Source organism: Microbulbifer weihaiensis (assembly GCF_048323715.1).
GTDB lineage: Bacteria > Pseudomonadota > Gammaproteobacteria > Pseudomonadales > Cellvibrionaceae > Microbulbifer.
Genome location: NZ_JBLWFL010000013.1, coordinates 46,009 through 58,676, shown reverse-complemented (window position 1 = coordinate 58,676; position 12,668 = coordinate 46,009). Strand labels below are relative to the sequence as shown.

The 12,668-nt window shown below is 57.8% G+C and carries 10 protein-coding genes; 3 read left to right on the top strand and 7 right to left on the bottom strand.

The features are described from left to right. Window positions 1-11 precede the first annotated feature (11 nt). From ACNKU7_RS14085 to arfB, 5 genes are all read right to left on the bottom strand, one after another. On the bottom strand, window positions 12-674 hold the full coding sequence (locus ACNKU7_RS14085) for a peroxiredoxin family protein (RefSeq protein ID WP_418297629.1): 663 nt from the start codon (window positions 672-674) through the stop codon (window positions 12-14). Window positions 675-796: 122 nt separating this feature from the next. After that, entirely contained in the window at window positions 797-2,005 is a 1,209-nt protein-coding gene (locus tag ACNKU7_RS14080) for a pyridoxal phosphate-dependent aminotransferase (protein ID WP_418297628.1), read from the bottom strand. Beyond that, window positions 2,002-3,444, bottom strand: coding sequence for an amidase (locus tag ACNKU7_RS14075; RefSeq protein WP_418297627.1), 1,443 nt, complete (start codon window positions 3,442-3,444; stop codon window positions 2,002-2,004). The genes ACNKU7_RS14080 and ACNKU7_RS14075 overlap by 4 nt, the downstream gene beginning before the upstream one ends. 132 nt (window positions 3,445-3,576) lie before the next feature. Next, window positions 3,577-4,635 carry an Ldh family oxidoreductase gene (locus ACNKU7_RS14070; protein ID WP_418297626.1) on the bottom strand — a complete coding sequence of 353 codons (1,059 nt, stop codon included), beginning with the start codon at window positions 4,633-4,635 and terminating at the stop codon, window positions 3,577-3,579. Between the two features lie 48 nt (window positions 4,636-4,683). Then, on the bottom strand, window positions 4,684-5,100 hold the full coding sequence (arfB, locus tag ACNKU7_RS14065; protein WP_418297625.1) for an alternative ribosome rescue aminoacyl-tRNA hydrolase ArfB: 417 nt from the start codon (window positions 5,098-5,100) through the stop codon (window positions 4,684-4,686). Window positions 5,101-5,224: 124 nt separating this feature from the next. On the opposite strand from arfB, the gene ACNKU7_RS14060 reads away from it, so the two are divergent. The 3 genes from ACNKU7_RS14060 (at window position 5,225) to ACNKU7_RS14050 (ending at window position 10,482) form a co-directional block, all read left to right on the top strand. After that, on the top strand, window positions 5,225-7,210 hold the full coding sequence (locus ACNKU7_RS14060) for a BCCT family transporter (RefSeq protein WP_418297624.1): 1,986 nt from the start codon (window positions 5,225-5,227) through the stop codon (window positions 7,208-7,210). Between the two features lie 268 nt (window positions 7,211-7,478). Beyond that, complete coding sequence (locus ACNKU7_RS14055; RefSeq protein ID WP_418297623.1) at window positions 7,479-9,857, top strand: autotransporter outer membrane beta-barrel domain-containing protein; 2,379 nt, start codon at window positions 7,479-7,481, stop codon at window positions 9,855-9,857. Between the two features lie 88 nt (window positions 9,858-9,945). Next, window positions 9,946-10,482, top strand: a complete 537-nt coding sequence (locus tag ACNKU7_RS14050; protein WP_418297622.1) for a GNAT family N-acetyltransferase — start codon at window positions 9,946-9,948, stop codon at window positions 10,480-10,482. 130 nt (window positions 10,483-10,612) lie between these two features. Here the strand turns inward: ACNKU7_RS14050 and ACNKU7_RS14045 are convergent, their stop codons facing one another. Next, window positions 10,613-12,319, bottom strand: coding sequence for a sodium:solute symporter family protein (locus ACNKU7_RS14045; protein WP_418297621.1), 1,707 nt, complete (start codon window positions 12,317-12,319; stop codon window positions 10,613-10,615). A 9-nt stretch (window positions 12,320-12,328) separates the two neighbouring features. Beyond that, on the bottom strand, window positions 12,329-12,646 hold the full coding sequence (locus ACNKU7_RS14040; RefSeq protein ID WP_418297620.1) for a DUF4212 domain-containing protein: 318 nt from the start codon (window positions 12,644-12,646) through the stop codon (window positions 12,329-12,331). Window positions 12,647-12,668 lie beyond the last annotated feature (22 nt).

The following is a 12,668-nucleotide window of genomic DNA, read 5'->3' as shown; positions in this document are numbered from 1 at the left end:
GGGCCCCGCGCTTAAGGTTGGCTATCCAGCACTGCCAGCAGCTGCTTGACGCTGGGGCGCGTGCGATAGTCCGCGGATACATGTGCCCATCGCACAACCCCGGATTTATCCAACAGGAAAATTCCCGGGGCGGCGATCTTGTGATGTTCGCGACCGGACCAATCCTCCAGCACAATACCGTAAGTGCGATATTTTTCTGCGGTCGCATCGTCAATCTCTACAACCACGTCAAACGCTTCATGCGCCTTCAGATCCGGGTCGGAAAGCACCGGAAAAGGAATTTCATAGGTGGCCTTCGCCATGGCGCCGGCGTCCGGCTTGTCGGCACTGATCAATACCGGTGTAACGCCGCGCTTTTCAAATTCCGACCAGGCTTCGGTCAACTGGCGAATCTGAACATTACAGAACGGACACCAACCACCGCGATAAAATACCACCAGAACCGGTGCATTATTCTCCAGTAAGTCCTGCAGGGACACCGGCTCCCCCAAATGGGATGACACCGTAAACGCACCGGGCTTGCTGCCAACTGTGAGCCCCTCTTGCCCCTTCCCCAGAGTTTCTTCCGCAGCCACCCCCAGTTCCGGCAACTTTTCCGGGAGTTTCAGTTCCTGCCCATAACTGCTGGTACAGACCGCCAGCAAAGCCATCACAGCAATCCAGTAATGACGCATTATTTTCTCCTGTTTGGGCTCATCCCACCTGCGGCAATACAAACACATTCTGTACTGCCTTTTGCCTGATAGTACAATCTGCGTCAACTCCAGCCAACCGGACAAAAACCCGGGAAATCCCGTCAACCGAACTCCTGCTTTTCCATCCAGGGAATAATTCGTTCGAAAGCCCGTTCAATATTTTCGATGGATGTCGCATAACTGAATCGCAGCGCGTTGCGACTGCTATCCCCAAACGTATCACCGGCGATGGTGCAGACACCGGTTTCCCGCAATAAACGCAAAGCCACGTTATTGCCGTTTACGCCCTCAGGCAATGCAGGAAACATATAAAAAGCCCCTTCCGGAACGTAACCTTCGAGGAACGGGGTTTGCTCCACCAGCTCCACCAGCCGATTCCTGCGCTTCTTGTATGTATCGACAACGTCGGCAATAAAACTGCGATCACCTCGCAGGGCCGCCACGCCAGCCCACTGACAGGGGGTGTTGGCCACGGTCGTGGTAAACATGTGATAACGGCGCAGTTTGCGAATGGCTCCCTGACTGGCAATCAGCCAGCCAATTCGCATACCCGCCATACTGAATGTCTTGGAGAAACTGCTCATCACCATGACATGGTCCAGGTCTGAGCAACAGGAAAGCACACTCGCGTAATTCGCGGCCCCGCGCTCGTCATAAATCAGGTGATCGTAGACTTCGTCACTGATGACATAAATACCGCGATAGGCAGCCTCCTGCACAATCATTTCCACGGTTTCCCGCGGATATACGGTACCGGTGGGATTACTCGGTGAATTCAGGATGATGGCGTGAGTGTTACTGTCGATCGCATCAATCACTTCCTGGGGATCCAGTTGGTGATTATTTTCCGCGCGCGTGGGCACGTATTTTACCTCCCCACCATTCATTCGAATGAGGGGGGCGTACAGCATGAATGACGGATCCGGCACGATAAACTCACGACCGGGTGCCGAAACGGCCGTGAGTGCGAGATAGATGGCCTCGGTTGCCCCGGTTGTAACCAGAATATTCTCCGGCGAAATGTAGCGCCCGGAGCGCTCACCATAATATTCCGCCAGAGCCTCCAGCAATTCAGGCAAGCCAGCATCCATGGTGTAGCCGGTCTGTCCAGCATTCAACGCATCCACCGCCGCATTAATGACGTGGGGTGGCGTTGGCGCATCTGGCTGGCCAATGGAAAGATGGATCACATCTTCCATGGTCGCCGCGAGATTGACCATTTTGCGGATGCCCGGCACAGGAATCGTGAGTAAAGCGGGATTCCAGACCGGGTCTTCCGATTCGTAGAAGTCGAAGTCGAGCCGGCTCACGCGTTTTGTTCCTCTGGCGAATTCTCAAAGAAAAGTTGCGGTCGCACATGGGTCAGTGGAGCCGCAAGCTGGTACGCCTGCGCCGCACGCAATACCGCACGATCATCAAAACGCGCACCGACAAGTTGCAGCCCTATGGGCAAGCCGCTGGTGGAAAAGCCACAAGGGACGGAAATTGCCGGCTGCCCGGTGAGATTGAACGGGTAGGTGTACGGGGTCCACGATGGCCAGCGCGTACTCGGCCAGTCTTCCGGAACCTCCCTGCCCGCCGCAAACGCGGTGATCGGCAAGGTGGGGGTCAGTAACAGATCGTATTTTTTGTGGAAAAGGGCCATGCGCTCGCAGAGCGCCATTCGCTCATTCACGGCCTCGAGGTAATCCAGCATGGACAGCTGGGCCGCCTTTTCTGATACCGAGACCAATTGCGGATCCATCAACCCGCGCTGCTTCTTGCCAATCGCCCGCAACGCATTTGCCGCACCGCCATAGAACAGGTGCCCAAATGCCGCGAGGGGATCATCAAACCCGGGCGCCACTTCTGTCACCTCGGCACCAAGCGACTGCAGTTTCAGGGCCGCGGCCCGCACCGTTTCCTCGACCTCCCGATCCACCTGCACGTAGCCCAGTGTCGCACTGAACGCGATTTTCACACCTTTTAACAGCGCCTCCGGCTCGCCCTGTATGGCCGCCAGATAGTCGATGTTGCGGCGGGGAATTGCGTGCGTATCGCGGCTGTCACCTTCGCTGAGCACGTTCATCAGCAGTGCACAGTCGGCCACCGTCCAGGTCATCGGGCCCGCGTGCGCCAGGGTACCGAACGGACTCGCGGGCCAGTGCGGCACCTCGCCAAAACTCGGTTTCAGTCCCACGAGGCCACTGAAACCGGCGGGGATACGAATAGAACCGCCGGCATCCGTTCCCAGCGCCAAAGGTCCCATCCCCAGGGGTACAGCGGCGGCACTGCCACCGCTCGAGCCACCGGCGGTTTTGCTCGGGTTCCATGGATTTCGGGTAACACCGTCGACCGGATTGTCTGTTACGCCTTTCCAGCCAAATTCAGGTGTGGTCGTTTTGCCCAGCGGCACTGCACCGTGGCGGTTGAGCGCCGCCACGCTCGGCGCTTCTTTGCCGAGTGTTGAGTTTGGGTCGATGGTTCTGGAGCCCTTGATGGTGGGCCACTGAGGTGTCAGGAATACATCCTTGATCGCCACGGGCACCCCATCCAGGGCACCGCGGGTTTCCCCCGACTGGTAACGGGCTTCTGATTCACGGGCTGCGGCGATCGTAAACGCCTCGTCAACAAGGTTGTAGGCGTTCACCACCGGGTTGCACCGGGCGATCTGGGACAGCATGGCCTGCGTGACATCAACTGGTGAAAATTGTTTTTCCCGATAGCCGTGCAACAACTCCAGCGCAGTCATGCGGACCAGATCATCCATAGCCAGCTCACTCCTTTTGTCAGCTACCTCTGTGTATGTGGCGGTTTCCCCCTATCCTAGACCCTTTTTGCGCCTGTTCCGTAAAATCCACGTAGAACAAAACGCCCCGATTTCCACAAGATGCTCTGATATTTACGAATTGCCCATTGGCGCGGGCATCACGAGTGAGTACTGGCTGGCAAGCGCGCTGAGATCCTCGACGATTGTTGAATACAACTCAACTCCGCTGGCCAGCTGTTGCTCCCGCAAATGCCAGGCTCTCTTGCCCGGTACCCGCACCGGTTCGCCATCCATGCTTTCACACTGCTCCCACAACGCCGTCAGTGCCGCGGTCTGCCGAAGAAAGCGTTCTTGCGTTCCAAATGCTTTGGGATCGATGACCTGCAGGAAAACCGAATTGGCCTCATCGTCGGCGGAAACATCATCCGCCCGGCCGTAGCCTCCCAATGACATCGAGAGGACTTCGAGCATGGCCGACAGTGCGGCGCCCTTGTAGCCATGATCAGCGCCGCCAACCGGCAAAATACTGCCGCCATCGGCAAACACCGCAGGGTCATCCGAAAGGTTGCCATCGCGATCTTTCAGGTATTTGTGGGGCAATGCTTTCCCTTCGCGCTTTGCCCGTGCCACGTAGCCGCCGGCAGTGGCCGACATACTGATATCAAACAACAGCGGGTAGTCCCCGGCCGGAGCGCAAAAGGCGATGGGGTTTGCAGAAAACAAAGCCGTTTTGCTGTCCTGTGGCGCGACGGTGTTTTCCGCGGGAGTTGAGCAGGTGAGAATGCCGACGCACTGCTGTTCCACGATTTTTGGCAGGTAGGCCGCGAGACAGGCGATATGCTGGCTGCGGCGAATCGTCGCGCTGACAACACCGTGTTCCGCAACCCGCGACAGGGCTTCGTCAATGGCCTTCGTCACAACCCAGGGCCCGGGCAGAAACTCGGCGTCCCAGTTGAAACAATTGCCGCGATCCTTCAGAACGTGGGGTTCACCGTGTAACCTCGATGCGCCACTTTCCAGCCAGCGCAAGTTACTGGCGACGCGGTTGAGGCCGTGGGTGGTGAAGCCCATCAGATCCGCTTGCAGGAAAACGTCGGCCATCACGTCCGCCCGGGACGGGTCGATTCCGCTGGTTGCAAACAGCGCACTGGCCAGTTTTTTCAATGCCTGTGCGTCGTAGCGATTTGCCATGATGATCTCCTTGTAAATCTAACTGGGGCGAAAACAGGAAAAGCAGAATTAACGGTCGACGACTTTTCCACGCATGGACTTGATCTGGGAACGTCGGGACTTGCCTTGCAGGCGCCGCTCTTTCGAGCCTTTGGTGGGTCTGGTTGGCACGCGTTTTTTCGGTGTCTTCAGTACACCCGCAATCAGGTCGCGCAGGCGCTCGAGTGCATCCATACGGTTTTTCTCCTGGGTGCGAAAGCGCTGAGCCTTGATCACCACCACACCGTCAGCGTTGATGCGCTGGTCGCGCAGGGCGAGCACACGCTGCTTGATTTCCTCAGGCAGGCTGGACGCGTTTATGTCAAAGCGCAGGTGGATCGCCGATGAAACTTTATTAACATTCTGGCCGCCAGCGCCCTGCGCACGCACCGCGCTGAGTTCAATTTCGTCATCCGACAGCGCGATCTGGTTAGAAATAATCAACATGAAGAACTCTCTGGCTATTCGCTGAAAGACTAACGCGTTTGATCAGCTATGCTCAAATAGAGCGACGAAATGACCGCCCACAGCAGCCGATATCATCCGCTGCCCGCTGTTAAAGGCCAAGACAATGCAACAACCGCTGACCACAGACAAGGCGCACTTCAACCCACCGGTGTTCTACACCGCAACGGGTTTTCTCGTCTTGCTGGTCGCGTACGCAGCGTTTTTCTCCGAGGACGCAACCGCACGTTTTCAGGGGCTGCAGGCCTTTATCGTACACAATCTCAGCTGGTACTACGTTCTCGTGGTGGCGCTGATACTGATGATGGTCATCTTCATCGCCATTTCCCGCTATGGCGACATCAAGCTGGGGCCAGAGCATTCCAAGCCGGATTACAGTTATGGCACCTGGTTTGCGATGCTGTTTTCCGCCGGTATGGGCATCGGCCTGCTGTTTTTCGGCGTAGCCGAGCCCGTGATGCACTATCTCAATCCACCGGACGGCGACACCGGTACCATCGCCGCCGCTCGCCACGCGATGGTACTGACATTTTTTCACTGGGGATTCCACGCCTGGGCAGTGTACGCGATTGTTGCCCTGATCCTGGCTTATTTCAGTTACCGCCACAAACTGCCGCTTACCCTGCGCTCTGCCCTGTACCCGGTTATTGGCGACCGCATCTATGGCCCAATAGGCCACGCCGTGGATGTATTCGCGATCGTCGGTACTGTCTGCGGTGTCGCCACGACACTGGGTTACGGCGTTTTGCAAATCAACTCGGGACTCAATCAGCTGTTTAACCTGCCGGTCAGCGCCGGTGTGCAGGTGGGACTGATCATCATCACCACGATTCTCGCCACCATCTCTGTGGTTGCCGGCCTCGACACCGGTATCAAGCGGCTGTCACAACTGAACATGGGCCTTGCCATCATCCTCCTGCTGATGGTTTTTCTGCTCGGCAGTACGGTGTATCTGCTGCAGGCTTTCGTGCAGAATTTTGGCAGTTATCTGTCGGTACTGGTGAGCCGTACATTCAACCTTTACGCCTATGCACCTACGGACTGGCTGGGCGGCTGGACGATCCTGTATTGGGGTTGGTGGATGTCCTGGTCACCATTTGTGGGATTGTTTATTGCCCGCATTTCCCGCGGCCGTACCATTCGTGAATTTGTGATTGGCGCCATGGTGGTACCGGCGACGGTTACCCTGTTGTGGATGACTATTTTCGGCAACTCGGCCATCGATATGATCCTGAACCAGGGACTGACCACACTCGGCGATATTGTCAGTAAGGATCAGTCACTCGCCCTGTTTGAGTTTCTGGATCAATTCCCCTTCTCCGGCGTTTTCTCACTCATCGCCGTGATTATGGTGATCGTGTTTTTCGTGACCTCGGCGGACTCTGGGGCCATGGTCGTCAACATGCTTTCTTCCCATGGCCGCGATGACACGCCGATGTGGCAGCGGGTTTTCTGGTCCGGGATTATCGGCGCGGTGGCGATTGCCCTGCTCCTCGCCGGGGGCCTCAGCTCCCTGCAAACCGCGGCCATCGCCAGTGCCCTGCCCTTTTCGCTGATTTTGCTGGCTGCCATCTACGGCCTGCTGAGTGCCTTGCGTACTGAACACGCCAAACGCGAGGCCCAGGCGGCACCCGTTGCACCGGTCACCGCGCGCAACCCCGTTTCTTGGCAACGCCGCTTGAGAAACCTGGTGCACTTACCGAATTTGCAGGAGGTTAAAGAATATATTCTCGATATCGGTGAACCGGCGCTCAGAGAGTTTGCCAGCGAAATGGAAAAAAATGGCTTCGCCGCGCGGGTGTCACACGGCCAGAACAATTACGTCTATCTGGAGGTTTTTCACGGTGAAGAAGTGGATTTCACTTACGGCCTCCATCCCAAGGCACACCTGAAGCCGGATGCGGCTCCCAGGGATGAAGAGCTCGACGATACCGTGGACGAAGGTGACCCGGAAAAGTACTTCCGCGCGGAAGTGTACCTGCACGAGGGCGGCCAGGATTACGACGTAATGGGCTGGACCAAAGACCAGCTACTGAGTGACATACTGACCCAGTACGAGCGCCATCTGCAGTTCCTGCACACCGTGCGGTAAACCCGAGCAATTTTGCCCGAACCCCACGCAAGGCGAGCACAGAGATCAAAACCAGTCAGTCACAAAAATTTACTTGACTGCGAATGGATTGCTGGTCACGACCAGAATGCTTGGTTACTATCAGATCGTTTCCGGCCAATGGAGCGGCCGGAAAGCAGCAAAAATAGAAGTCAAAAAACTATTTTCAAGAACAATAACGATGAGCGCCCGTTCCCCTGATAACGCCAGTCGGCGTTTGGGATCGGAGTGTTACCGAGAGGAAAACTTCATGCCAATCATTAAACACCGCCTCGCGGCGGCCATCGCCTGTCTCACACTTTCTTCCACCCTCGCCAGCACCGCGGTTGCCGGCGACAAATCGCCCTTTACCCAGGTCATCGCCTTCGGCGACAGCCTGACGGATGTGGGGAATGCCGGGGTGTTCACCAGCGGTGATAACAAGCAGGCTGCGATCAGCCTGATGTCACAGCAATTGGGCCTGGGGCCAGTAACCCCGTCCTGTGCCGGCATGTATCTGTGCCTGCCGGATGTGGATATGAGCCTGCCGGAGGAAGAGCGCCTGGCAGCGGCACAGGCACAGGTGCAAGCTTCACTCCCGAGTGTTGGTGGCGGCTGGGCCGTAGGTGGTCATCGCGCGGCGGATGTGCTGCTGAATATTCTCGGCACCCGAGGCTATCTGGCGTATCTGAACGAGCGCGGCCTGGCGCTGGATGTCAACGCCCACAATTTCGCCAGTGCACTGCTGCCAGATGCCACGCGTACCACCAGCACAGGGCTCTATGCCGACCTTGGGCTGCTCGGTCTTCTGATGCAGGGCCCCGCTTTCCTGGCCGAACTTCGCACCGCCGCCGCTCAGGCGGAAGCTGACGGCGATGCAGCGACCGCGGCGTATCTCACCGCTCAGGCCGACCAACTCGAAGCAGAAATTGCCGCGGCCCCCGCAGCCATCATCGCGGACTCCGGTATCACCGGTAATCCACACCCGTTGGGCGCCGGGTATCTGGAGGCGAGCTTTGGCCGCGCCGACGGTAAAGCACTCTACTGGGTAAATGGCGGCGGTAACGATCTACTCAGCGGCTTCAGCGCCACACTCACAGGCACCATCACCGCAGAGCAGTTTGGCGCGCGCGTTGATACCGCCGCAACGATGCTGGCCGACAGCGCGCAGGCACTGGCGGATGCCGGAGCCAATTACATTCTGGTGTCCAATGTCCCCGATATTGGCAGAACGCCGGGCATGTACGCAGCGGTTAGCCAGGCCGTTCTCAACAGTCCGGAAGCGGCACTGCTGGCCAATGCCGTGGCGGCCGGCCTGATGACCGAGGAGGATGCCAACGCGCAGTTAAACAGCGCCATCGAGGCCACGCTCGAACAGGCCACTGCAGGGGTCAATCTTTTCAACAGCACACTGATCGCCAATGCAAAAAATATCGACGGCGTGCTGCTGGTGGATCAGAACGGGTTATTACAGGTATCCCTCAATAACGCCGCAGCGCTGGGTTACGACGCTGATACAGAGCAGACCCAGTTCTGCTACGACGGCAGTGGCGACTGTATCGAACACCCGGTCTACGGAAAAAACGGCACGGCGCCAGATGCAGATCGCCTGGTATTCAATGACGCGGTGCATCCGACCCAGGCCGCGCAGCAGTCCCTCGCGGACTACTACACCAGTGTGGTCTCTGCCGCTCAGGTCGCCGGGCAACTGCCGGACATCGGCGTCCACGCGGCACGCAGCCACGTCAGTGCACTGGAGGAAAGCCTGGCGAGTGTCCGCTACCGCACCGCACAGACCGGTGTGTTTGTCAGCGGCGTTTTCGGTAACAGTGACTACGACAACAATTTTGCCGCCACGGCCGATGGCGACCAGAGAACCAGCCTGATCGGCGCCAGCCTGGCACTGCGCGACAACGCCGAGCTGGGCTTCGCCGTCAGCCGCGCCGATACGACGCTGAACAACCGCCAGGCCGACGTCGAGACCACCTCTACGAACTACAGCCTGTACGGCCGCCTCCACTACAACGAGTTTTTCCTGAATGCGAGCGCAACCGTGACCGATATGGAATACGACCACATCGATCGTCACATCGCCCTGGGTGAGCGCTTCAATGACAGCCTGGAAGCCAGTACCGATGGCGAAAGCCTGGCGCTGGATCTGATCGGCGGGGTGAACCTGTCCAGCGGCAATGCGGGTTACGGCCCGTTTGTCGGCGTAACCCAAATCACCGCAGATGTGGATGGCTACACCGAAAATGCGCTCGACGGCTTTACCTACACCGATGCCAGTGGCGTGGAGCAGGATCCGCTCGGGATGCATTTTGGCAATCAGGAACGGCGCTACACCACCATGCGTCTCGGCGCGTTTGTGGATAAGCGCTGGGACAAGATCAGTACCTATGGCCAGGTCTGGTTCGAAGATACCACCGGAACCGAAAACGACTCGCTGGAAGTAGGCGTCAAGTCCATGGGTGGCAACATGAATGCCATGCCAAGCTACGCCAGCGAGGACACCGGCCTGTTCCAGAGCGGTGCCGGCGCGCTGCTCGGCATACGCTGGCAGGCCGCGGACACCCTTGCGGTAAGCGCTAATCTCACCGCTCGCCCCATGTCCGAACACGGTTCTATCAACGTCACCTACCGCTTCTGAGCCGGTCACAAGCACCCACCTCTGAAAACGCCCTCCTCCGAGGGCGTTTTCTGTCAATCTTGCGGCAAACCCCAACCGGAACAACACCATGAACCTGCTGAGCACAGATCGCCTGCAACTGCGTGAATTAACTGACAGCGACCGGGATGCCCAGTTCACCCTCGCGCTGGTCAACGACCCGGACTTCCACCGGTTTATCGGCGACCGCGGTGTGCGCACCCTGGAAGAGGCCCGCAACTACCTCGAGCGCGGCCCGCTAGCGATGTACCGCCAGCACGGTTTCGGCATGTACTGTGTGGAACTGAAAAACGGCACTCCCATTGGCCAGTGTGGGCTGATTCGCCGCGAGGGGCTCGACGATATTGATATCGGCTTCGCCTTCCTGCCGGGATACCGCGGTAGCGGCTATGCGGGGGAAGCGGCGCAAGCCGTAATGGACTGGGCGAAGCAGGTACTCGGCCTCTCGCGAATTTTGGCCATCGCCAGTCCCGATAACGCCGCATCCATTCGCCTGCTCGAAAAACTCGGCCTGCAGGCCGAAGGCCATATCACCCTGCCGGGAAGTGACGAGACGCTCCTGCTGCTCGGCTGGCAAGATGCAGAAGCCCAAAAGGCGGCTCGTTAACCACCTCTTGTAATATTCTGGCGGGCTAAATACGAAAAATGGCGAGCCCGGTATGCCGGAACTCGCCAAACACAAAGTGACATTGTGCCGGCCGCAAGCGCAAGGACTCGCGGCCGTTAGAAAGGTCAGATCAGTGTGCGCTGGCCTCTCCCGCACCTTTCGGGAAACGGATATTGGCCACCAGCTGTTGCACATCTTTCGGCGCATCGGCGGTGTAGCGGGCCACCACGATAGCCACCACAAAGTTCAGCACCATACCCAGGGTACCAATGCCTTCCGGGGAGATACCGAACAACCAGTTCTCCGGAACGTTGGCCGCGGGGTTGATGAACTTGAAGTAGATGATGTACAGCGCGGTAAAGCTGATACCGGAAATCATGCCGGCAATCGCGCCTTCCTTGTTCATCCGCTTGCTGAAAATACCCAGGATGATTGCAGGGAAGAAGGACGACGCCGCGAGCCCGAAGGCAAACGCCACAACCTGCGCCACAAAGCCCGGTGGATTGATGCCGAGGTAACCAGCGATACAGATGGCTACAGCAGACGCAATCCGCGCGTAACGCAGCTCCTGCTTATCGGTAATATTCGGCATCAGGTTGCGCTTCAACAGGTCGTGGGATATCGATGTCGAGATCACCAGCAGCAGGCCTGCAGACGTGGACAGCGCTGCGGCAATACCACCGGCAGCCACCAGCGCGATCACCCAGGCCGGAAGATCCGCAATTTCCGGGTTGGCCAGTACCATGATGTCGCGGTCGATTTTCATCTCGTTGCGCTCATCACCGGAGTAGAACATCTTGCCGTCGCCGTTCTTGTCTTCCCAGGAGATCAGGCCGGTGCTTTCCCAGTTGGTGATCCAGCTCGGCGCCTGCTCATAGGCCGTGCCCTGGGCATCCGGACCATTGATGGTGTCGATCATGTTCACCCGGGCAAAGGTCGCGATGGCCGGTGCAGTGGTATACAGCAGGGCGATGAACAGCAGTGCCCAGCCTGCAGATTTACGCGCGTCGCGCACTTTCGGCACGGTAAAGAAGCGTACGATCACGTGCGGCAGACCGGCTGTACCCACCATCAGCGCAGCGGTAATGAAGAACACATCGATGGTGCTTTTCGTCCCCGAAGTGTACTCGGCAAAACCCAGCTCCGTTGACAGCCCATCCAGCTTATCGAGCAGGTAAGTTCCGGATCCATCATTCAGCTCGGCACCAAAACCGATCTGCGGAATCACATGGCCGGTCATCATGATGGAGATAAAGATCGCCGGTACCAGGTAGGCACAGATCAGGACGCAGTACTGGGCAACCTGGGTGTAGGTAATGCCTTTCATCCCGCCGAGCACGGCGTAGAAAAAGACGATTGCCATACCGATGATTACGCCGCTGGTGATGTCGACTTCGAGGAAGCGCGAGAAGACCACACCCACGCCGCGCATCTGTCCGGCCACATAGGTGAAGCAGACAAACACCGCGCAGATCACTGCCACGGTACGCGCGGTATTGGAGTAATAACGGTCACCGATAAATGCCGGCACGGTAAACTTGCCGAACTTGCGCAGGTACGGCGCCAGACACAGTGCCAGCAGTACATAGCCACCGGTCCACCCCATCAGGTACACCGCACCGTCATAACCCATAAAGCTGATCAGGCCCGCCATGGAAATAAACGAGGCCGCCGACATCCAGTCCGCGGCTGTCGCCATACCATTGGCTACCGGGTTAACGCCGCCACCGGCCACATAAAAATCATGGGTTGAGCCGGCACGGGCCCAGAGCGCGATACCGATGTACAGCGCGAAGGTCGCACCGACAATCAGGAAAGTTAGTGTTTGGATATCCATGGTCTGCTCCTATTGGCCGAACTCTTCTTCGAGTGCTTCTTCAAACTCTTCCGGTTCTTCGTGGTCCTCGTGCACGTTGTACTTGCGATCAAGCTGATTCATCTTGAACGCATAGACAACAATCAACGCCAGGAACACATAGATGGAGCCCTGCTGGGCAAACCAGAAACCGAGCTTGAAACCGCCGAGGCGGATTGCATTCAGCTCTTCGACAAACAGGATGCCGCAACCGAAAGAAACCACGAACCAGACGCACAGCAAGGTGAGCATCATGCGCAGGTTTTCTTTCCAGTAGTCATCGGCGTGTTGTTCACTTTCAAAACTCATCGCGAATCTCCACAGTTATTGT